This window comes from Lentzea sp. NPDC020367 (assembly GCF_044387305.1).
Taxonomy (GTDB): Bacteria; Actinomycetota; Actinomycetes; order Mycobacteriales; family Pseudonocardiaceae; genus Lentzea.
Genome location: NZ_JBIRVV010000014.1, coordinates 87,877 through 108,436 on the forward strand (window position 1 = coordinate 87,877; position 20,560 = coordinate 108,436).

Sequence of the window (20,560 nt, forward strand, 5' to 3'; positions counted from 1 at the left end):
AACTGCCCCGACTCTTGCAACACAAGAAGGCACTGATCTTCGCCGGCATCGTGCTGGCCTGGCTGGTGCTGTGGCTGGTGTTCCGCAACGTCGGGACGCTGGCGCTCGGCGCCGCCGACCTCACCCCGCTGCACCGGTGGGTCAACGAGATCAACGACGCCGTCGGCGCGTCCAGGAACTCGAACCCCGTGTTCCTGTACTTCTTCAACGAGATCCGGCTCGTCATCGACGAGTTCGTGACCTTCATCCAGGCCCTGATCGCGCAGCCGTCGTTCGGCCGGCCCGTGCCGGTGATCGGCTGGCTCGGCGTGGTCGCGATCGCCGGGTTCGTCAGCCTCGCGGTCGCCGGTTGGCGGATCGCGCTGCTCGCCGTCGCGGGCTTCGTGTTCCTCGGCCTGCAGGGCTTGTGGCAGGAGAACATGGACACGCTCTCCCTGACGCTCGCCGCGGTCGTGATCTCGTTGCTCATCGGCATTCCGCTGGGAATCTGGGCGGGACTGTCCGATCGGGCACACCGGATCCTGACGCCGGTGCTCGACTTCATGCAGACGATGCCGACGTTCGTCTACCTGGCGCCGCTGACGTTGTTCTTCCTGATCGGCCCGGCGTCGGCGACGATCGCGACGCTGATCTACGCCGCGCCGCCGGCGATCCGGATCACCGCGCACGCCATCCGCTCGGTGCCGCGCACCACCGTCGAGGCGAGCGAGTCCCTTGGCGCGACGCAGAAGCAGACGCTGGTGAAGGTGCTGCTGCCGTCCGCGCGCAAGACCATCGTGCTCGGCGTCAACCAGACGATCATGGCCGCGTTGTCCATGGTCACGATCGCCGCGCTGATCGACGCGCCGGGTCTCGGCAAGACCGTCGTGAAGGCGTTGCAGACCCTCGACGTCGGCACCGCGTTCAACGCGGGTCTCGCGATCGTGGTGCTGGCGATCGTGCTGGACCGCGTCACCACGGCCGCCGCGAGCGAGCGTCGCAAGCTCCCGCGCTGGGCGCTGTTCGGTGGCGCCGGTGTCACGGCCGTCTGCGTCTACCTCTCCTACACCTACCTGTGGGCGGCGGAGTTCCAGTCGGACGTCGAGATCGGCAGTGCGATCCGCAAGGGCGCGACCGCCGTGACGGAGTGGGCGCAGGACTCGCTGCCGGTGATCACCGACGGCTTCAAGGACTTCGTCACGTTCGCGTTGATCAACCCGCTGCAGGCGCTGCTGGCCGAGTCGCCGTGGTTCCTGGTAGCGCTGGTGATCGTCGCGCTGTCGTTCATGATCGGCGGCCTGCGCCCGGCGATCGTCTCCGCGGTGTGCATCGCCGCGCTGATCGCGACGGGCCTGTGGCAGGACTCGATGATCACGCTGGCGTCCACCCTGGTCGCCACGATCCTGGTGATGCTGCTGGGAATCGCGGTCGGTGTCTGGATGGGACGCAGCAGGCGGGCCGACCGGTTCATCCGGCCGATCCTCGACGCGGCGCAGGTGATGCCCGCGTTCGTCTACCTGGTGCCCTTCCTGGCGTTGTTCTCCGCGTCCCGCTTCACCGCGATCATCGCGGCCGTGGTGTTCGCGGCGCCGGTCGCCATCAAGATCATCGCGGACGGCATCCGCGCGGTGTCGCCCGCGACCGTCGAGGCGTCCACGGCGCTCGGGTCGAGCTCGTGGCAGACGATCGTGAAGGTGCAGCTTCCCATGGCGCGCGGGGCGTTGACCCTCGCCGCCAACCAGGGCCTGATCTACGTGCTCTCGATGGTCGTCGTCGGCGGTCTCGTCGGCGCCGGCGCGCTCGGTTACGACGTCGTGGCCGGGTTCTCGCAGGGCCAGTTGTACGGCAAGGGGCTCGCGGCAGGTCTCGCGATCGTCGTGCTGGGCGTCATGCTCGACCGCCTCACCCAGGCGGCCGCCAAGCGGTGGACCAACTAGGAGGTCTGGAAAGTGGCTAGGCACAGCGTGCTGGGAGCAGTGCTCGTAGGAGCACTCGCCCTTGCTGGTTGCGGTGGCGCCAAGGTCGGTGACACCTCCTCGGGTGCGACCGGCGACTGCGGCACGTTCAACCTCGCGATCAACCCGTGGGTCGGTTACGAGGCGAACGCGGCCGTTCTCGCGTACGTGGCCGAGAAGGAGCTCAAGTGCAAGGTCACCAAGAAGGAGCTCAAGGAAGAGGTGGCCTGGCAGGGCTTCGGCACCGGTGAGGTCGACGCCGTGGTCGAGAACTGGGGCCACGACGACCTGCGCAAGAAGTACATCGACGAGCAGAAGACCGCCGTCAGCGCGGGTTCCACGGGCGTGAAGGGCCAGATCGGCTGGTACGTGCCGCCGTGGCTCGCCAAGGAGCACCCCGACATCCTCGACTGGAACAACCTCAACAAGTACGCCGACCAGTTCAAGACGTCCGAGTCCGGCGACAAGGGCCAGCTGCTCGACGGCGACCCGTCGTTCGTGACCAACGACGAGGCTCTGGTGAAGAACCTGAACCTCAACTACAAGGTCGTCTACGGCGGCAGTGAGACCGCGCTGATCCAGGCCTTCCGCCAGGCGGAGAAGGACAAGAAGTGGGTCATCGGCTACTTCTACTCGCCGCAGTGGCTGCTCAACGAGATCAAGCTCGAGAAGGTGAAGCTGCCCGAGTACAAGGCGGGCTGTGACGCCGACGCCGAGAAGATCGCCTGCGACTACCCGGACTACGACCTGGACAAGCTCGTGTCCAAGAAGTTCGCCGACGCCAACGGCCCGGCCTTCCAGCTGGTCAAGAACTTCAAGTGGACCAACGAGGACCAGAACACGGTCGCGAAGTACATCGCCGAGGACAAGATGAAGCCGGAGGACGCCGCCAAGAAGTGGGCGGACGCCAACGCCGACAAGGTGAAGGCCTGGCTGCCCAAGGCCTAGAGCACGAAGAAGCCGTGGGGGTGTGGTTCCTGGACGAGAGGAACCACACCCCCACGGCTACCCCCGGCATCAGGCGGCCTGGTGACCGTTGGGTACCTCAGGCTCGTGCCGGTGTGTCATGCGGTGCCACCACGACCGCGGCTTCCCGCCGTTGCGGTAGTACTCCCGGACACGGCGGGCGTCCTCCCGCAGGGCTTCCTGCCGGTAGTCCATCTCCGCCTTGATCGCCTCGGGCGTCCACTCCATCTTGAACTCACTCCTCAGTGCGTTTCTCTCGCTCGCTGACAACGATGAGATTGCTCCTGAGGGGTGACCCCTTACATCGGACGATCACCTAAGGCATCGGCGTCGGACCCCTTACGTCGCACTCGGATAGCTGGATCAGCGGATCCCCGCGGCCGGGGTAAGGGGCCACGATCGAGGGCATGACTGTCGCCCACTTACCCACGCGACCTCCGAAGTTCTTCGACCCCGCCACCGAGGTCCACTACGACGAGCAGCTGGGTTCCTGGCACGTCTTCTCCCTCGCGGACGTCCAGCGCGTGCTCTCCGACGTCGAGTGCTTCTCGTCGGACTACGGCCTCACCGACGAGTCCAGGCCGCTCGCCAACCCCCTCCTGAGCGGCATGTGGGCTGCGGACGGGCAACGTCATCGCGACCTGAGGGCCGCGGTCGCCGACCCGTTCAGCCCGCGGGTGATGTCCCGGCTCGAGACGTTGATCCGCGCCATCGCCATCGAGCTGGTCGACGGCCTCGACCCCGGCGGCTTCGACGTGGTCACCGCGATCGGCAAGCCGTTGCCCACCAGGGTGATCTGCCACCTGCTCGGCCTCGACCCGAGCGCTGAGGAGCGGATGACCGAGTGGCAGGAACGGCGGTACGAGGACGACGCCACCACCAACACCGTGCCGCCGCAGACCGAGATGGCGGAGTTCTTCGCCGCCGAGCTCGAACGGCAGCGCGTGGAGCCGGGTGACGGCCTGATCGCCGAACTGCTGGCGGTGCAGGCCTCCGGCTACCTCGTCGACGGCAGGCCCATGTCGGACTGGGACCTCGTCGGCTACTGCGCGATGCTGCTCGGCGCCGGCGTGGACACGACCGCGGCGACCATCCCGAACGCCGTGCTGTTCCTGACCGAGTTCGGCTGCTGGGACGAGCTGCGCGAGGACCCGTCGCTGATCCCGGGCGCGATCGAGGAGACGATGCGCTGGTACCCGGTCTTCCCCGGTCCACGCAGGCAGGTGACGCGAGACGTCACGATCGGCGGTCAGGAGATCAAGGCGGGGGAGCGGGTCAGCGGCTGGCTGAGCGCCGCCAACCGCGACCCCGCGCGCTACGCCGACCCGGACACGTTCGACATCCGGCGCAGGACGCGGATCATGACGTTCGGGCACGGGCCCCACCACTGCCTGGGCGCCGGACTCGCCCGGCTGGAGAAACGCGTGCTGCTCGAAGAGATGGTGCGCCGGCTTCCCCTGCTGCGCAGGGAGACAGGCGCACCACTCGTGCGGAGGCAGTGGATGCTCGACAACCTCGAGACAGCCACCTTCCGCTTCGACTAGGCCTGCTTCTGCATGGCCGTCACGTCCGCCGCCCACTGCCAGGGCGCCGCGGTGCCGCCGGGCAGCGAGTTGAAGTACTCCCAGCCCGCCACACCACCGAAGTTGGCGTACTTGGTCTTGAGGCTGCGGACGGTGTTGCCGAGCGTCGTCATGCTCACGTAGCCCGACCCGCCGTTGGCCGAACTGGTGAGCGTGCCGAGCACGACCTTGTTGGCCGGGATCAGCCGCCGGTTGATGATCTGGTCGTAGTTCGCGGTGCTGCCCGCGTTGCCCCAGCCGTTGTAGAACTGGCCGTTGAACCACGCGATCTTCGAACCGTGGCTGCGGTACAGGTCCTCGTAGTTGAAGCCGGAGAGGTTGCCGCCACCCCACAGCGCGCTCGCCACCGGGGAGAGCGTGACGATGAAGTTCGCGCCGAAGTCGGTCTTCAGCTGGTCGATCACGCGCCGGATGCCCGCGATCGACATGCGCTCCTCGACGTCGAGGTCGACGCCGTTGAGCTTGTAGGTGCGGATCGTGTCGCGCAGCAACGGGTAGTAGGTGTCGAACTGGGTGTCGAGCCGTTGGAACGAGCCCTGTGCGGCGCCGCCCACCATGCCGATCACGTTGACGCCGCGGGCCTGCATCGCGGCGAGGTCCGTCCACATCTGGGTGTAGCGGGAGTGCGACGGCGGGTGGTCGTTGAGGTGCACGATCCTGTTGTCGTTCAGGTGGATCGCGGCGACCAGGACGTCCGTGACGCCGGTGTTGCGGTCGAGCAGGGGCTTGGGCGAGACGTACGTTCCGGTCGCGCCGTTGCTGTACTGGGTCTGGTAGTAGACGACGGTGCGCTTCTGGGTGGCCGCCTGGGCCGGTGGCGCGGCGAGCGCCACCAGCAGCAGGGCCAGGAACAGCTTCTTCATGCGTTACCTCGTGAATCGCAGGGTGATCACTTGGAACGGGCGCAGCACCACCTCTGCCGACGCGTCGGCCAGGGGCCGTTCGAGCAGGTCGGTCTCCTGGATCGCCGTGTGGGCGAAGGAGGTGCTGATCGAGGCGCGGGCACGGCCGCCGTGCGCCTCGTAGAGCCGGACGATCACGTCGCCCGACCGGTCGTCGGCCAGCTTCACGGCCTCGACCCTGACCGCGGGGTTGTCCGTGCGCACCAGGGGTTCTGGCACGTTTGAGCCGCGGACGGCCTGCGGCGGCAGGTTGATGCGGTACCCGGCGTCGATGGCCTCCGGGATGCCCGCGCCGACCACGAGGGCGTAGCGGAAGCGGTGCTCGCCCTGGTCGGTCTCGGGGTCGGGGAACCTCGGTGCGCGCAGCAGGGACAGGCGCACGGTCGTGGTGGTTCCGCCGTCTTCGCGGGTGGTGCGGGTGACCTCGTGGCCGTAGGTCGAGTCGTTGACCACCGCGACGCCGTAGCCGGGTTCGCCCACGTGCAGGTAGCGGTGCGCGCAGATCTCGAACTTCGCCGCCTCCCACGAGGTGTTCGTGTGCACCGGGCGGTGCAGGTGGCCGAACTGGGTCTCCGCCGTGGAGACCTCGGCGCGCAGGTCCAGCGGGAACGCGATCTTGAGCAGCTTCTCCCGTTCCTGCCAGTCGACCTCGGTGTCGAAGTCGACCTGCTTGGCACCCTCGCGCAGCCGGATGGTCTGGGTGAGGACGGAGTTGCCGAACTTCGCCCGCACCACGACGCCGTCGGAGGTGTCGACGCGTTCGGACGGGATCAGGTCGGCCTTCCAGTTGCGGTAGAACGGGTCGATGTCCCAGGCGTCCCACTGGTTCGGGTTGTCGCGGTGCAGCTGCGGCATGCCGGCGAAACCGTGCGGCGGCAGGACTTCGCGGTCCTCTTCCAGGTCCAGAATGGACAGAACGATGCCGTCGCCGTCGATCGTGACGCGCAGCCGGCCGTTGTCGAGGACGCCGTCGACCGGTGCGACGAACGCGCGAGGGGTGTCACCGCCGAGCACGTCGAACGTCAGCTCGTCGTCGCCGTCGCCCTTCAGCGCGTCGATGGCGCGGGCCGTCAGCGCCTTCAGTTCGGACGCCACGCGGGCATAGGTCGCCTCGGCCTCGCGGTGCACCCAGGCGATCGAGCTGCCCGGCAGGATGTCGTGGAACTGGTGCAGCAGCACGGTCTTCCACAACCGGTCGAGCTCTTCGTACGGGTACTCGGCGCCGGCCAGGGCGGCGGCCACCGACCAGTGCTCGGCCTCGCGCAGGAGGTGTTCGCTGCGGCGGTTGCCCTGCTTGGTCTTGGCCTGCGTGGTGTAGGTGGCGCGGTGCTTCTCCAGGTACAGCTCACCCGCCCACACCGGCGCGTCCGGGTACTCGTCCTGCGCGGCCTGGAAGAACTCCCGCGGCGGCTCCACGCGCACGGTCGGCGAGCCTTCGAGGTTCGCCACGCGGTGCGCGGTCTCCATCATCTCGCGGGTGGGACCACCGCCGCCGTCGCCGTAGCCGAACGGGACCAGCGACCGCGAGGCCTTGGCGTGCTCGGCGAACTGGCGTGACGCCCGCGCCAGTTCCTCGCCGCTCAACGACGAGTTGTAGGTGTCGACGGGCGGGAAGTGCGTGAAGATCCGCGTGCCGTCGATGCCCTCCCACCAGAACGTGTGGTGCGGGAACTTGTTGATCTGGTTCCACGACAGCTTCTGGGTGAGGAACCAGCGCGAGCCCGACAGCTTGATCAGCTGGGGGAGCGCCGCGCTGTAGCCGAACGAGTCGGGCAGCCACACCTCCTCGGTCTCGACGCCGAAGTTGTCCAGGAAGAACCGCTTGCCGTGCACGAGCTGACGGGCCATCGCCTCGCCGCCGGGCATGTTCGTGTCCGACTCGACCCACATGCCGCCGACCGGCACGAACTGTCCACTCCGGACCTTCTCGCGCACGCGGTCCCACACGTGCGGGTGGTGGTCCTTCATCCACTCGTACTGCTGGGCCTGCGAGCACGCGAAGTAGAAGTCCGGGTACTCGTCCATCAGCTTGGTGACGTTCGAGAACGTCCGTGCGCACTTGCGGACCGTCTCGCGCAACGGCCACAGCCAGGCGGAGTCGATGTGCGCGTGGCCGATCGCGGAGACCTTGTGCGCGGAGGCGGTGGCGGGCAACGCCAGCACGCCGGCCAGCTCCGCCCGCGCGAGATCTGCGGTGGCGGCGACCTCGTTGAGGTCCAGCGCGTCCATCGCCCGGTCCAGCGCGTGCAGGACCTTGTGCCGGCGCGGGTCGTGGTCCGGCAGCTCCTTCATCAGCGACTGCAACACCTCGATGTCGAGCATCAGGTGCCAGACCTGCGGCTGGAACACCGCGAGCTCGGCCTTGAGGATCTTGTACAACGGCTCGGTGCCCGCCGTGGCCTTGTCGCCCAGCGCGGTCGGCAGGAACGGGTGGAAGTCGAGGATCGTCGGGTTGCCCGCGGCCTCCAGGTAGAACAGGACTTCGCGACCGTCGACGGGCAGGTAGGTGTTGCGCGGCTCGATGCCCTTGATGGGCAGGCCGTCCGCCGTGTACGCGAGGCCCTCGGACTGGAAACCGGGGCCTGGGTGGGTGAAGCCGAGGTCCAGCACGACCTCGACCTGCCTGCCCTGCCATGCCTCCGGAACGCTGCCGCTCAACCGGAACCAGCTCGTGCTCCACGGGGCACCCCACGCGTCGCCGACCGCGGCCGGTTCGTAGGTGGCGGCCAGGGCCTCGTCGACCGGGACGGGCTCGTCCGGCACGGTCCACACGGCCAGGTCCAGCGGCGCGGTCTCGCCGTAGACGGCCGGGCGGATGCGTTCCTTCAGCGTGCGGTTGAGTCGTTCTTCCAGCAGCGCGCGTTCGTCGTGCACGTGTTCACCCCAGCTCGATCGAAGCTCGCACGCCCTGCCGCGCGAGGCTCATCCACTCGTCGAAGAAAGCGCCGCCCGGACCCCACGAGGGCCGGTCGCCGTGCAGCTTGATCGGCGTGCGCTCGACCGGCACGTGCGCTGCCTCGCGCACGATCCGGGCGATCGCCTCGCCGAGCGGCTTGACCTTGCGTTCCGTCGTCAACAACCCCAACTCGTACTCGCGTTCGGGGAAGTCCACCAACGCACGGTCGACGTCGTGCGAGCACCACCACGTGACGCCCCACAGGTTCGAGCAGGTCAGTGCGTTCGCAAGCGTTTGCTCGGCGAACTGCGGTGCCTGCTCGGCGGTGATCTCGGGCTGGGCGGCGCCGACCTCCTGCAGCCACACGGGCCGCTCCGGGTCCTTGGCGTGCGCCTTCGCCAGCTCGATCAGGTACTCGGCGTGATGCACGCTCTCTGGACTGAGCGATCCGTAGCGCTGCGCGGTGCCGTTGAAGACCCACGAGTGCACGGTCGTCATCGCGCCTTTGTTGGCCGCGTGCTCCGGCAGGAACGCGTGCTCGCTCTCGTACCAGACGGCGTCGTACTCGGAGTGGACGTGCGGGTGGCCCGGTGCGGCCTTCTCGCACTCGGCGAGCAACGCGTCGATCCACTCGCCGGCCTGCTCGGGCGCGCACGGGTTCGACTCGGTCAGCAGGTTGACCTCGTTGCCCAGCGTGAAGCCGAGGAAGTTCGGCTTGTCCCGCAACGCCTCGGCGAGCGTGCGGACGTAGAACTTCTGCCCGCTGATGACGTCCGGATCGGTGAAGATGTTGCGGCGGTGCCAGGTCTGCACCCACGACGGGTAGAAGTCGAAGCTCGACAGGTGCCCCTGCAGGACGTCGACCTGGACGTCGAGGCCTGTCTCGTGAGCCGCGTCGAGCATCCGGGAGAGCTGGTCGACGGCCTGGGGACGGACCAGTCCGCGGTTGGGCTGGAACACCGGCCACAGCGGGAAGACCCGCACGTGGTCGAGACCGAGAGCCGCGATGGACTCGAAGTCGGCTTTCACGTCGTCGAGGGAGAAGTCGAGCCAGTGGTGAAACCAGCCCTGGGACGGGGTGTAGTTCACGCCGAAACGCAAGGTTGAGCTCCTCGGGGTGTCAGCCCTTGATCGCGCCTTCTCCCACTCCGCGGAAGAAGTGCTTCTGCAGCAACAGGAACAACAGGATCAGCGGGACGACGGCGATGATCGTGCCCGCCGCCACCAGCCGCTGGTTCTGCACGAACGTGCCCTGGAGGTACGCCAGGCCGATGGTGAGCGTGCACTTCTCCTGGTCGCTCAGCACGATGAGCGGCCAGAGGAAGTCGTCCCAGCTGAACATGAACGAGAACAGCGCCACCACGACCAGCGTGCCCTTCACCGACGGCAACCCGAGCCGGGTGAAGCGCTGCCAGGCGTTGGCGCCGTCGATGACCGCGGCCTCCTCGACTTCGGCGGGGAGTGCGAGGAACGCGTTGCGCAGCAACAGGACGTTGAGGGCGGCGATCGCGCCGGGCAGCACGACGCCGGTGAGGGTGTTGGTGAGCCCGAAGCCGCGCATCACCAGGAACAGCGAGATCATGATCGCCTCGAACGGCACCAGGATGCTGCTGGCGAAGATCACCGCGGCGAACCTGCGGCCGCGGAACTTCAGCCGTGCCAACGCGTAGCCGGCCATGGCCGCGCCGAGGCAGTTCGTGATGACGTTGACGCTCGCGACGCCGAGCGAGTTGAGCGCGAACGTCCAGACGGGCACCACGTCGGCCACGGCGGCGTAGTTGCCGAACGTCGGGTCGTCCGGGATGAAGTCGGGGACGAACACGTCCTCGTTGGGGCCCTTGATGCTCGTGGCGAACTGCCAGAGGAACGGCCCGATGCTGATCGCGAGGATGCCGAGCAGCCCGAGATAACGCAGTGCCAGGTAGACGTGGGCGCGCTTCACAGCTGGTCCTCCCTGCGGTTGAGCTTGAGGGTGACCAGCAGCAGACCCAGCAGGATCACGAACAGCACGACGCTCAACGCCGAGGCGTACCCGACCTCACCGGTGAGACCGCGGCCGACCGACTGGATGAGCATCACCAGCGTGGTGCTCGCCCCGCCGGGACCACCGGATCCACCCGACAGCAGGTAGATCTCGGAGAACACGCGGAACCCGTTGACCGCGCTCAGCGCCGCGACCAGCACCATCGTCGGCCGCAGACTCGGCACGGTGACCGACCAGAACCTCCTGACCGGTCCCGCGCCGTCGACCATCGCGGCCTCGTGCAGGTCCTTCGGCACGTTCGCGAGCGCGGCCAGGTAGATCACCATGTAGTAGCCGAGGCCGCGCCAGACCGTCACCACCATCGAACTGATCAGCAACAGCGTCGAGTCGGTCAGGAACGGGATCCTGTTGCCGCCCAACGCCTCCACCATGCTGTTCACCAGGCCGCGGCTGTCGAGCAGCCACGTCCAGATGAGCCCGACCACGACCGTGGACGCGATCACCGGCGTGAAGAACGCCGTGCGGAAGATCCCGATGCCCGGCACGATCTTCTGCGCGAGCATCGCGACCAGCAACGGCAACAGCACCAGCGGCGGGACCACGCCCACCATGTAGAGACCGCTGTTGCGCGCCGCCGCCCAGAACTTCGGGTCCTGGAACATCCGCACGAAGTTGTCCACACCGGTGAACTGGCCGCCGCCCAACGCACTCGCGTCCGTGAACGCGAGCACGATCATGTTCAGGAACGGGAAGATGACGAACAGCAGGCAGACGGCCAGTCCTGGGGCCAGGAACAGCCACGGCGTGTACGGGCGATGAGTCATCGTTCGCCTACTTGAGGAGCCGGTTGCACTCGTTGACGGCGTCGTCCAGCGCCTGCTTCGGCGACTTCTTGCCGAGCATGGCGTCGGCCAGCTGCTGCAGAAGTGCCTCGCGCATCTGGTCGCTGAACTGCACGGGCGTGTAGTTCACCGCGGTCTTGAGCTGCTTGGCCGCGGCCACCCGCACCCGCGCCTCGTCGGTGCCGTCCTCCGTGGTGAAGTACGGGTCGTCGCCGCCCTTGCTCGTGCTCGGGAAGATCGAGGCGAGCTTGGCGAACTTCACCTGGTTCTCGGCGTTGGTGACGAACCTGCCGAACGCCAGCGCCGTCGCCTGGTTCTTGCTGCTCTTCGGCACGCTCACGCCGTGCAGGAACATGTTGGCGCTGCCCGTGTTCGTGATGGGCGTGGTGATGCCGATGTTCGCGTAGAGGCCGGGCGCGTCGGTCTTGAACTTGCCGAGGTCGTACGCGCTGCCGGGGTTGAGCGCCGTCTGCTGCGCCATGAACTTCGTGCCGGCGCCGGTGTAGTTCTGCGTGAGCGCCTCGGGAATCAGCGCGCCCGCGTCGTACATCCGCTTGTAGCTCTCGACGAACTCGATGCCCTTGGGCTCGTTGAAGGTGAACTTGTCGTTCTCGAACAGCTTCACGCCGTAGAGCCCGAAGTCGGCGATGCTCGGCGTCTGGCCGAGGATCGCGATCTTCTTCTCGGCGAGCTTCAACGCCTGCTCTTCGAGTTCCTTGAAGTTCGTGGGCGGCTTGTTCGGGTCCAGGCCCGCCTGGCTGAACAGGGCCTTGTTGTAGAAGATCGGGCCGGTGTTGAGGTACCAGGGGAAGCCGTAGCAGCCACCCTTGCCGGGGATCTCGAACGCCTGCCAGGCGTTGCCGAGGTACTCGGGCTTGGCCTCCTTGAGCGCCTCGTCGAGGTCGACGAGCTGGCCCGCCTTGGCGAGCGGGAAGCTCAGGTCCGGCGGTACGTTGATCACGTCGGGAAGACTCCCCGCGCTCGCGTCCGCCATGACCTTGGCCAGGTACCCGTCCGCGGGCTGGTCGACCCACTTCACCGAGGTGCCCTGGTGCTGCTTCTGGAAAGCGTCGATGACACCGCTGACGTAGTCGGTGTACTTGGGCTTGAGGGACCAGGTCTGGAACGTGATCTCGCCCGTGACCTGGCCGGTTGTGCCCGTGGACGTGCTGGACGTGCCGGACAGTCCGCATCCCGCCACGGGCACCGCCGCCAGGCCCGCGAGGAACGTGCGCCTCTTCATTGACACCCACCTCCTTGGTCGCGGACCCTAGCTAAACCGGTTTATCTCCGGCTAGCCTCCGAACGTCTTGTTGTCTCGTTCTGGACAGGGTGCGGGTGCGGTGAAGAGGCCAACGATCAAGGACATCGCGGCGGCGGCAGGGGTGTCCAAAGGCGCTGTGTCGTTGGCGTTGAACGGCCGGTCCGGGGTGTCGGAGCTGACCCGGTCGCGGGTGCTGGAGGTCGCGTCGACCCTGGGGTACCGGCCTTCGGTCACCGCTCGGGCGTTGTCCTCCGCGTCCGCCGACGCCGTGGGGCTGGTGCTGGTGCGGCCGCCCCGCGCGCTGGGGGACGAGGCGTTCTTCTTCCAGTTGATCGCCGGGATGCAGTCGGAGATGTCCTGCGCGCTGCTGTTGCAGGTGGTGGACTCCCGCGAGGCCGAGATCGCGCTGTACCAGCGGTGGTGGGCCGAGCACCGGGTCGACGGGGTGTTCCTGGTGGACCTGCTGGTGTCGGATCCCCGGGTCGAGCTGATGTCCGCGCTGGGACTGCCGGCCGTGGTGGTGGGCGGCGCCGGGCACCACGGGGAACTGGCCTCGGTGTGGGCCGACGACTACGCGGCCATGACCTCGGTCGTCGAGTACCTGAAGTCGTTGGGGCATCAGCGAATTGCCCGGGTAGCCGGGTTGGCCTCGTTGTTGCACACCGTCCGGCGGGATGCGGCGTTCGCATCGTCCGTTGTGGACGGTGTGGTGGTGGCCGGGGACTACACGGCCGAGGCCGGAGCGCGGGCCACGCGAGAGCTTCTGGCGATGGACGCCCGGCCTACGGCGATCGTCTACGACAACGACGTGATGGCGGTGGCCGGGGCCGAGGTGGCCGCGTCGCTCGGGCTCGCCGTGCCGGCCGAGCTGTCGATCGTGGCCTGGGACGACTCGGTGCTGTGCCAGCACGGGCGGCTGACCGCGTTGTCCAGGGACACCTTCGCGTTCGGTGCTCGGGCGGCTCGGGCGCTGGTGGCCGTGATCGACGGGGCCTCGCCGACCGATGTCGAGGACGTGCTGCCCGAACTGGTGGTGCGGGGGAGCACCGGACCGGTGTAGGTGGGGTGTGGATCACCCCACCCCACACGTCAGGTGAGTGAGGCGACCTGGTCGCTCACCACCTGGGCCGCCGCGGACACCAGGGCCGTCACCGCCGGGTTCGTCGAGTTGTCCTGGCGCCAGCCGAACTGCGTGTAGACGCGGAACGTCGAGGACCAGGGCAAGCGGACCAACCTGCCGTCGGCGAGCTCGGCGGACACGGTGACCTCCGGCATGAGCGCGATTCCCAGGCCGGACGCGACCGCGCGTTTGGCGGCGTCCACCGAGTCCAGTTCCAGCACGGGGGCACGGGTGTCGTCGTAGCCCAGGGAGTGCTCGAAGAGCTCGTGGTACGAGGCGCCGTTCTCGGCGCGGATCAGCGTGCTGCTCGTGAGGTCGTCCTCGGACAGCGACTGGCGCTGGGTGAGCATGTGGTTCGGGCCCGCGATCATCACCAGGGGCTCCGGGCACAGGACCGTGGTCTCGAGACCCTCGCGGGGTTCGATCGCGCCGATGAAGAACGCGCAGTCCAGTTGGCCGTCGCGCACCGAGTTCAGGTTGTTCAGCGCGTTGCGGGAGTGCAGCGAGAGTTGGACCGACGGGTAGCGCCAGCACATGTATTCGATGAGCGGTAGCAGACGGTAGTCGGTCAAACTCTGTGCGGAACCGATGACGAGTTTGCCGTGGGGCTCACCGTTCATCGTGATGGCTTTTCGGGCCTTTTCGGTGAGGTTGATGATGTTTCGCGCGAACGGCAGTAGTTCCACGCCCGCGGAGGTCATCTGGATACCTCTGGGAAGGCGTCGGAAAAGAACGACCCCGAGGGCCTCCTCCAACGCCTTGATACGGGTGGTGATGGTCGGCTGCGAGCAGTTGAGCGTGGCAGCGGCCTTGGTGAAGCTCCCTGTCTGAACCACGGTCGTGAACGCGAGAAGCTGGCGTGTCTCCATCAGGCGGATCCTCGGGGTAAAACGGTGCGACGACTTTTTCTCGTTCGTTCCCGTGGTCCTGTTACGGATGGTGCGGGAGCAGTAACGCTACCTGTCAGCCGCGCCGGGCCGATTGGTGCTTATGGAGTCATCTTGATCGGTCTGGAAAGGCTGTTTCGGCCGAACGAGTGAAATTGAGACGGGCGCTTTGACGGGCGGTAGCTGGGCGACTCTTTTCGGTTAAGCCTTTCGCCAGGCGAACAAAACAACGCCGGCACCTCCGCGGGGAGGTGCCGGCGTTGTGGGTGGTGGATCAGGCCCCGCAGGCTCCGCCGCCGAGCAGGAAGCTGTAGACGACCGGCGGCTCGGTGCCGAGTTGCTGGGTCACGGTGAGGCGGATGCCGTCCGCCCACTCGTAGGTGTGGGGGAACTCGCTGCGCCACGTTTCGAGGATCGACGCGCGCTGCCCGCCGCGGAGTTCGATCGTGGTGGTGCGTTGCGCGCCGTCCGGGGTCGCCGAGTCACCCGCGTCGACGGTCGTCAGGGTGTGCACGCCCAGGCCGTTGGACGGGGCCTTCACCATCTCGCCCGTCGCGTCGCGGAGGTAGAGGGCCAGCTTCGACGTGTCGCCGATCGCGTTGTAGCCGTCCGGGTCGATGTTGCACCTCGCCCTGCGGTTGACCTCGCCGAACGCCAGGAACGGGCCCCGCGAGTCCGTGAGCGCGATCGAGGCGACGCGTTCGGCCATCACGTTCGTGCCCTCGCCGACGCCGGCGTAGAGGGCCACTCCGGATTCGGGCAACTGCGGCGCCGCGTCCTCGTCCGCCAGGTGCACGCCCCAGCCGGGATGCAGCGGGGTGCGGCCGACCACGACCTCGTCCGCCCAGAACGAGATCGGCTCGGCGCCGGGCAGCCAGGTGCGGCTGAAACCCTCGGTCTGGCCGTTGACGGTGAGCGCGTAGGCGGACGCCGTGGCGACCTGCGGGAAGACCGGGGTGCCGGCCGACGCGGGTGCCACCGCGGCGGCGGCCAGCGCGGCGCCCGCGGCGGTCACGGCGAGGAATCTGGTGGAAGAACGGTGCACGTCCAGCTCCCGGAAGTCGGGTGAAGCCCCCATGACGGCGCGAATCCGCCGTCTGGAGGCGACGTTAGCGAACGGGCCCGACAGCGCTGGGCGGCCGTGCTCGCCGGGGTGGCGGCGGTCACAGCACGGGTCTCGCCTAGACTCGCTGGAAATCCGGGCGCCCAGGTGGTGGTACCGGCTGTCTTGCACGTTCTTTGTTCGTTACGAGGAGTCCACGTTGAAGAGCACCGTCGAGCACCTGAGCCCGACGAGGGTCCGGATCAACGTCGAGGTGCCGTTCGACGAGCTCAAGTCGAACTTCGACCAGGCGTACCGGAAGCTCGCGAAGCAGGTCCGCATCCCCGGCTTCCGTCCGGGTAAGGCCCCCGCGAAGGTTCTGGAGAACCGCATCGGCCGCGCCCCGGTCCTGGACGAGGTCATCCAGGAGGCCATCCCGGCCAAGTACCTGGAAGCCGTCAACGCAGGCGAGGTGCGCACGCTCGGCCGTCCCGACTTCGAGGTCACCAAGATCGAGGACGGTCAGACGCTCGAGTTCACCGCCGAGGTCGACGTTCGTCCCGAGATCACCGTGCCCGCGTTCGGCGAGCTCGCCGTGACGGTCGACGAGCAGGAGGTCACCGACGAGGACGTGGCCACCCAGCTCGACGAGCTGCGCGCGCGCTTCGGCACGCTGACCGGCGTCTCCCGCCCGGTCGAGACCGGTGACTTCGTCATCGTCGACCTGTCCGCCACCGTCGACGGCGAAGAGGTCGAGGAGGCACGCACCAGCGGCCTGTCCTACGAGGTCGGCTCCGGCCAGCTCGTCGAGGGCATCGACGACGCCCTCGTCGGCGCCTCCGACGGCGAGACCAAGACCTTCGCCACGACGCTCGTCGCCGGTGAGCACGAGGGCCGCGAGGCCGAGGTCACCGTGGTGCTGAGCAGCGTGAAGGAGCGTCAGCTCCCCGAGCTCGACGACGAGTTCGCGCAGCTCGCCAGCGAGTTCGACACGCTCGACGAGCTCAAGGCCGACCTGCAGACCCGCCTGAGCCGCGTCAAGAAGATGCAGCAGGGCGTGCAGGCTCGCGACAAGGTCCTCGAGGCGCTGCTGGAGACCACCGAGGTCCCGCTGCCCGAGGGCATCGTCCAGGGCGAGATCGACGCGCGCAAGCACGACGCCGTGCACGCCTTCGACCACGACGACGCGAAGTTCGCCGCCTGGCTGACCGAGCAGGGTCAGTCGGAGGAGGAGTTCGACGCCGAGCTCCGCACCGCCGCCGAGCAGGCCGTCAAGACGCAGCTCGTGCTCGACTCGATCGCCGACGCCGAGCAGGTCACGGTGTCCGACGGCGAGCTGACCGAGCGGATCATCTACCAGGCGCAGCGCTTCGGCATCTCGCCCGACGAGTACGTCAAGCGCGCGCAGCAGTCCGGTCAGCTCGGCGCGATCTTCGCCGACGTCCGCCGGGGCAAGGCGCTCGCGAGCGTCGTGCGCCAGGCTGAGGTGAGCGACTCGACCGGTCAGAAGCTGGACCTCGACGAGCTCTTCGGCGAGACCAAGTCCGAAGAGGACTCGGAGAAGTAAAGCCCTTAGCGAACGCGGGCGGTGTCGGGCATCTGACGCCGCCCGTCTTCGTTAAGGTCGATCGCAGAGAGTTTTGACATCCAGATTCGTTCCACCTGGAGTTAGGCAGGCAGACGTGACGCAGCACTCCTTCCCGACCCCCGAGATGCGGTCGGCCACCGCCGGGATGAACCTCAACGACTCGGTGTACGAGCGGCTGCTCCGCGAGCGGATCATCGTCCTGGGTTCACAGGTCGAAGAGGGCATCGCGAACCAGATCACCGCTCAGTTGCTGCTTCTCGCCGCAGAGGACCCCGAGAAGGACATCACGCTTTACATCAACTCGCCGGGTGGTTCCGTCACGGCGGGCATGGCCATCTTCGACACGATGCAGCTCATCCAGCCGGACGTGGCCACGTACGCGATGGGCCTCGCCGCCTCGATGGGGCAGTTCCTGCTCTCGGCCGGCGCACCCGGCAAGCGCCACGCGCTTCCGCACGCCCGGATCCTCATGCACCAGCCGTCGGCCGGTGTCGGCGGTACGGCCGCGGACATCGCGATCCAGGCGGACATGCTGACGCGCACCAAGCGCGAGATGGCCGAGCTCATCGCGGAGCACACCGGCCAGACGCTCGAGACCATCACCCGCGACTCCGACCGCGACCGCTGGTTCACGGCGCAGGAAGCGCTCGAGTACGGCTTCGTCGACAAGGTCGTCACCAGGGCTCAGCCCGTCGGCGACTCGAACAACTGACGTCAGCTAGGAGACCTCAAGTGAGCCAGTTCCACATGCCTCAGTCGCGGTACGTGCTGCCGTCGTTCGTCGAGCGCACCAGCTATGGCATGAAGGAGTCGAACCCGTACAACAAGCTCTTCGAGGAGCGCATCATCTTCCTCGGCGTGCAGGTTGACGACGCTTCGGCGAACGACGTCATGGCGCAGCTGCTGGTGCTCGAGTCCGAGGACCCCGACCGCGACATCCTGATGTACATCAACTCGCCGGGTGGCTCGTTCACCTCGCTGATGGCCATCTACGACACGATGCAGTTCGTCCGCCCGGACATCCAGACGTACTGCCTCGGCCAGGCGGCCTCCGCCGCGGCCGTGCTGCTGGCCGCTGGCACGCCCGGTAAGCGCCACGCACTGCCCAACGCGCGAATCCTGATCCACCAGCCTTCGATGGAGGGCGCGTACGGTCAGGTGTCCGACCTGGAGATCCAGTCCAACGAGATCCAGCGCGTGCGCCGCCTGATGGAATCCACCCTCGCGCGGCACACGAACCGGACGGCGGAGGAGGTTCGCGAGAGCATCGAGCGCGACCGCATTCTGACGGCCGAGGAGGCCAGGGAGTACGGCATCGTCGACACGGTGCTGCCCTACCGCAAGCTTTCCGCCAAGTCCTGAGCGCGGTCGTCCTGAGGGCTGGGAATCCCCAGCCCCCGGGCACTGCGCGCCCACCCGACACGCCGATGTGACCGGTTATCTGGCCTGATCGGCGCGTCGGGGGGCCGCGGGTCCTCCCCTGAAACGGGGTCGGCCAGGTACCGTCAGGAGAACGGGCTCAGCACCCACAGCCAGTGGGACTGCCACAGCAAGTCAGCAGGCGCACTACAGCAGGTGTGCGCCGGAGGGGACATAGGTCAGCGGTCATGGCGCGTATCGGTGACGGCGGCGACTTGCTGAAGTGCTCTTTCTGCGGAAAGAGCCAAAAGCAGGTGAAGAAGCTCATCGCCGGCCCCGGCGTTTACATCTGCGATGAGTGCATCGATCTCTGCAACGAGATCATCGAGGAGGAGCTGGCCGAAGCCGGTGACGTGAAGCTCGACGAGCTGCCGAAGCCCGCCGAGATCCACGAGTTCCTCGACCAGTACGTCATCGGCCAGAGTGACGCCAAGCGCACCCTGTCCGTCGCCGTCTACAACCACTACAAGCGCATCCAGGCGGGCGACCGCGGGCGCGAGGGTCGTGACGACGGCGTCGAGCTGGCGAAGTCGAACATCCTGATGCTCGGCCCGACCGGGTGCGGCAAGACCTACCTCGCGCAGACGCTCGCGAAGATGCTGAACGTGCCGTTCGCCATCGCCGACGCGACGGCGCTGACGGAGGCCGGGTACGTCGGTGAGGACGTCGAGAACATCCTCCTGAAGCTCATCCAGGCCGCTGACTACGACGTGAAGCGCGCCGAGACGGGCATCATCTACATCGACGAGGTCGACAAGATCGCTCGGAAGAGTGAAAACCCGTCGATCACGCGCGACGTCTCCGGTGAGGGCGTTCAGCAGGCACTGCTGAAGATCCTGGAAGGCACGACGGCATCGGTGCCTCCGCAGGGCGGCCGCAAGCACCCGCACCAGGAGTTCATCCAGATCGACACGACGAACGTGCTGTTCATCGTGGCGGGTGCGTTCGCAGGCCTGGAGAAGATCATCCAGGACCGCGTCGGCAAGCGCGGTCTCGGCTTCGGTGCCGAGGTCCGTTCCAAGGCCGAGGTGGAGGCGTCGGACTTCTTCGCCGACTCCATGCCGGAGGACCTGATCAAGTTCGGTCTGATTCCCGAGTTCATCGGGCGTCTGCCGATGGTCGCCTCCGTCACGAACCTCGACAAGCCGTCGCTCGTGATGATCCTCACCGAGCCGAAGAACGCCCTGGTGAAGCAGTACCAGAAGCTCTTCGAGATGGACGGCGTCGAGCTCGAGTTCACCAAGACCGCGCTCGAGGCGATCGCCGACCAGGCGATCCTGCGCGGCACCGGTGCTCGTGGCCTCCGGGCGATCATGGAAGAGGTCCTGCTGCCCGTGATGTACGACATCCCGAGCCGCACGGACGTCGCCAAGGTCGTCATCACCGAGCAGACGGTGAAGGAGAACGTGAACCCGACCATCGTGGCCCGGCAGCCCTCGCGCCGGGAGCGTCGGGAGAAGTCTGCTTGAGTTCGTCTTCACAGTCGAAAGGGCGCCTGGTCACCGACCGGGCGCCCTTCGTCGTTGAGAGGTCCTAAGGTGGAGGCATGTCGTTGCCTCACGTGCTCCTGCTCCACGGCTACACCGGTTCCGGCCCCGGCCACTGGCAGCGCTGGCTGGCCCAGACGGTGTCCGAGCACGGCGGCCTCGCCGACCTGCCGCACTTCAGCAGCCCCGAGGCGCCCGACCGCGACACCTGGCTCGGTGAGCTCGACACCCACCTCGAAGCCCTGCCGGCCGATCGTGAACGGGTCGTCGTCGCGCACTCGCTCGGCTGCTACCTGTGGCTGCACCACGCGGCCCGCGAGAACATCGCCCACGTCGACCGCGTGCTGCTGGTCGCCCCGCCCGAGCTGGACCACCCGGAACCGGCCATCAAGTCGTTCTTCCCGGCCCCGCTCGACCCGGCCGGCCTGCGCCGCGCCGCCACCGAGACCCGCCTGATCGCGGGGGAGGGCGACCCGCACTGCTCGATGCAGGCCGCCAAGCAGCTCGCCGAGGCGTTGCGGATCGAGATCGACGTGCTGCCGGGTGCCGGGCACATCAACATCGACGCGGGCTACGGCGAGTGGCCGGCGGTGCTCAAGTGGGTGCGGTCGAAGACGGTGCCGCTCTCACCGCGCTAGACGTCACT

Annotated in this window: 18 protein-coding genes; 9 read left to right on the forward strand and 9 right to left on the reverse strand. The window is 67.6% G+C overall.

Annotation, left to right across the window (positions count from 1 at the left end; genetic code table 11):
* Window positions 1–14: 14 nt before the first annotated feature.
* On the forward strand, window positions 15–1,916 hold the full coding sequence (locus ACH413_RS39135) for an ABC transporter permease subunit (protein WP_360046112.1): 1,902 nt from the start codon (window positions 15–17) through the stop codon (window positions 1,914–1,916).
* A 12-nt stretch (window positions 1,917–1,928) separates the two neighbouring features.
* Entirely contained in the window at window positions 1,929–2,882 is a 954-nt protein-coding gene (locus ACH413_RS39140; RefSeq protein ID WP_330270360.1) for an ABC transporter substrate-binding protein, read from the forward strand.
* A 69-nt stretch (window positions 2,883–2,951) separates the two neighbouring features.
* Here ACH413_RS39140 and ACH413_RS39145 read toward each other — a convergent pair whose 3' ends face one another.
* Window positions 2,952–3,128 (reverse strand): hypothetical protein, encoded by a 177-nt coding sequence (locus tag ACH413_RS39145; protein ID WP_360046114.1) that lies wholly within the window; start codon window positions 3,126–3,128, stop codon window positions 2,952–2,954.
* A 179-nt stretch (window positions 3,129–3,307) separates the two neighbouring features.
* On the opposite strand from ACH413_RS39145, the gene ACH413_RS39150 reads away from it, so the two are divergent.
* Entirely contained in the window at window positions 3,308–4,444 is a 1,137-nt protein-coding gene (locus ACH413_RS39150; protein ID WP_360046116.1) for a cytochrome P450, read from the forward strand.
* On the opposite strand, the gene ACH413_RS39155 is transcribed toward ACH413_RS39150, so the two are convergent.
* Genes ACH413_RS39155 through ACH413_RS39180 form a run of 6 tightly spaced genes read right to left on the reverse strand, consistent with a single transcriptional unit; the run spans window position 4,441 to window position 12,350 of the window.
* Entirely contained in the window at window positions 4,441–5,346 is a 906-nt protein-coding gene (locus tag ACH413_RS39155) for a glycosyl hydrolase family 18 protein (protein WP_360046118.1), read from the reverse strand. The genes ACH413_RS39150 and ACH413_RS39155 overlap by 4 nt on opposite strands.
* A gap of 3 nt (window positions 5,347–5,349) precedes the next feature.
* Window positions 5,350–8,259, reverse strand: coding sequence for a glycoside hydrolase family 38 C-terminal domain-containing protein (locus ACH413_RS39160; RefSeq protein ID WP_360046120.1), 2,910 nt, complete (start codon window positions 8,257–8,259; stop codon window positions 5,350–5,352).
* A 4-nt stretch (window positions 8,260–8,263) separates the two neighbouring features.
* The gene (locus ACH413_RS39165) at window positions 8,264–9,382 is read right to left on the reverse strand and encodes a glycosyl hydrolase (protein WP_360046122.1); all 1,119 of its coding nucleotides are present in this window, start codon (window positions 9,380–9,382) and stop codon (window positions 8,264–8,266) included.
* 19 nt (window positions 9,383–9,401) lie between these two features.
* Window positions 9,402–10,223, reverse strand: coding sequence for a carbohydrate ABC transporter permease (locus ACH413_RS39170; protein ID WP_360046124.1), 822 nt, complete (start codon window positions 10,221–10,223; stop codon window positions 9,402–9,404).
* Window positions 10,220–11,089, reverse strand: coding sequence for a sugar ABC transporter permease (locus ACH413_RS39175; RefSeq protein ID WP_360046126.1), 870 nt, complete (start codon window positions 11,087–11,089; stop codon window positions 10,220–10,222). Before ACH413_RS39175 ends, ACH413_RS39170 begins: the two co-directional genes overlap by 4 nt.
* Window positions 11,090–11,096: 7 nt before the next feature.
* Window positions 11,097–12,350 carry a sugar ABC transporter substrate-binding protein gene (locus ACH413_RS39180; protein WP_360046128.1) on the reverse strand — a complete coding sequence of 418 codons (1,254 nt, stop codon included), beginning with the start codon at window positions 12,348–12,350 and terminating at the stop codon, window positions 11,097–11,099.
* 100 nt (window positions 12,351–12,450) lie between these two features.
* Between ACH413_RS39180 and ACH413_RS39185 the strand changes: the two genes are divergently transcribed.
* Window positions 12,451–13,431 carry a LacI family DNA-binding transcriptional regulator gene (locus tag ACH413_RS39185; RefSeq protein ID WP_360046130.1) on the forward strand — a complete coding sequence of 327 codons (981 nt, stop codon included), beginning with the start codon at window positions 12,451–12,453 and terminating at the stop codon, window positions 13,429–13,431.
* Window positions 13,432–13,460: 29 nt separating this feature from the next.
* Here the strand turns inward: ACH413_RS39185 and ACH413_RS39190 are convergent, their stop codons facing one another.
* Entirely contained in the window at window positions 13,461–14,360 is a 900-nt protein-coding gene (locus ACH413_RS39190; protein WP_360046132.1) for a LysR family transcriptional regulator, read from the reverse strand.
* Between the two features lie 292 nt (window positions 14,361–14,652).
* Window positions 14,653–15,456, reverse strand: a complete 804-nt coding sequence (locus tag ACH413_RS39195; protein WP_360046134.1) for a hypothetical protein — start codon at window positions 15,454–15,456, stop codon at window positions 14,653–14,655.
* A 184-nt stretch (window positions 15,457–15,640) separates the two neighbouring features.
* Here ACH413_RS39195 and tig point away from each other — a divergent pair, with 184 nt between their 5' ends.
* From tig to ACH413_RS39220, 5 genes are all read left to right on the forward strand, one after another.
* Entirely contained in the window at window positions 15,641–16,987 is a 1,347-nt protein-coding gene (tig, locus tag ACH413_RS39200; protein WP_360046136.1) for a trigger factor, read from the forward strand.
* Between the two features lie 145 nt (window positions 16,988–17,132).
* A complete protein-coding gene (locus ACH413_RS39205; protein WP_189160236.1) occupies window positions 17,133–17,720 on the forward strand; it encodes an ATP-dependent Clp protease proteolytic subunit in 588 nt (195 codons plus the stop codon).
* A 35-nt stretch (window positions 17,721–17,755) separates the two neighbouring features.
* Entirely contained in the window at window positions 17,756–18,370 is a 615-nt protein-coding gene (locus ACH413_RS39210) for an ATP-dependent Clp protease proteolytic subunit (protein ID WP_090071479.1), read from the forward strand.
* Between the two features lie 245 nt (window positions 18,371–18,615).
* A complete protein-coding gene (gene clpX, locus ACH413_RS39215; protein ID WP_093605708.1) occupies window positions 18,616–19,896 on the forward strand; it encodes an ATP-dependent Clp protease ATP-binding subunit ClpX in 1,281 nt (426 codons plus the stop codon).
* 77 nt (window positions 19,897–19,973) lie between these two features.
* On the forward strand, window positions 19,974–20,552 hold the full coding sequence (locus tag ACH413_RS39220) for an alpha/beta hydrolase (protein ID WP_360046138.1): 579 nt from the start codon (window positions 19,974–19,976) through the stop codon (window positions 20,550–20,552).
* The last annotated feature ends 8 nt before the right edge of the window (window positions 20,553–20,560 follow it).

Excerpts from the sequence above, each read along its gene's own strand:
- ACH413_RS39190 (WP_360046132.1), bottom strand. The coding sequence starts at position 14,360 with ATGGAGACACGCCAGCTTCTCGCGTTCACGACCGTGGTTCAGACAGGG.
- ACH413_RS39155 (WP_360046118.1), bottom strand. The coding sequence starts at position 5,346 with ATGAAGAAGCTGTTCCTGGCCCTGCTGCTGGTGGCGCTCGCCGCGCCA.
- ACH413_RS39210 (WP_090071479.1), top strand. The coding sequence starts at position 17,756 with ATGCCTCAGTCGCGGTACGTGCTGCCGTCGTTCGTCGAGCGCACCAGC.
- ACH413_RS39195 (WP_360046134.1), bottom strand. The coding sequence starts at position 15,456 with ATGGGGGCTTCACCCGACTTCCGGGAGCTGGACGTGCACCGTTCTTCC.
- ACH413_RS39220 (WP_360046138.1), top strand. The coding sequence starts at position 19,974 with ATGTCGTTGCCTCACGTGCTCCTGCTCCACGGCTACACCGGTTCCGGC.
- clpX (WP_093605708.1), top strand. The coding sequence starts at position 18,616 with ATGGCGCGTATCGGTGACGGCGGCGACTTGCTGAAGTGCTCTTTCTGC.
- ACH413_RS39145 (WP_360046114.1), bottom strand. The coding sequence starts at position 3,128 with ATGGAGTGGACGCCCGAGGCGATCAAGGCGGAGATGGACTACCGGCAG.
- ACH413_RS39180 (WP_360046128.1), bottom strand. The coding sequence starts at position 12,350 with ATGAAGAGGCGCACGTTCCTCGCGGGCCTGGCGGCGGTGCCCGTGGCG.
- ACH413_RS39150 (WP_360046116.1), top strand. The coding sequence starts at position 3,308 with ATGACTGTCGCCCACTTACCCACGCGACCTCCGAAGTTCTTCGACCCC.
- ACH413_RS39205 (WP_189160236.1), top strand. The coding sequence starts at position 17,133 with ATGCGGTCGGCCACCGCCGGGATGAACCTCAACGACTCGGTGTACGAG.
- ACH413_RS39175 (WP_360046126.1), bottom strand. The coding sequence starts at position 11,089 with ATGACTCATCGCCCGTACACGCCGTGGCTGTTCCTGGCCCCAGGACTG.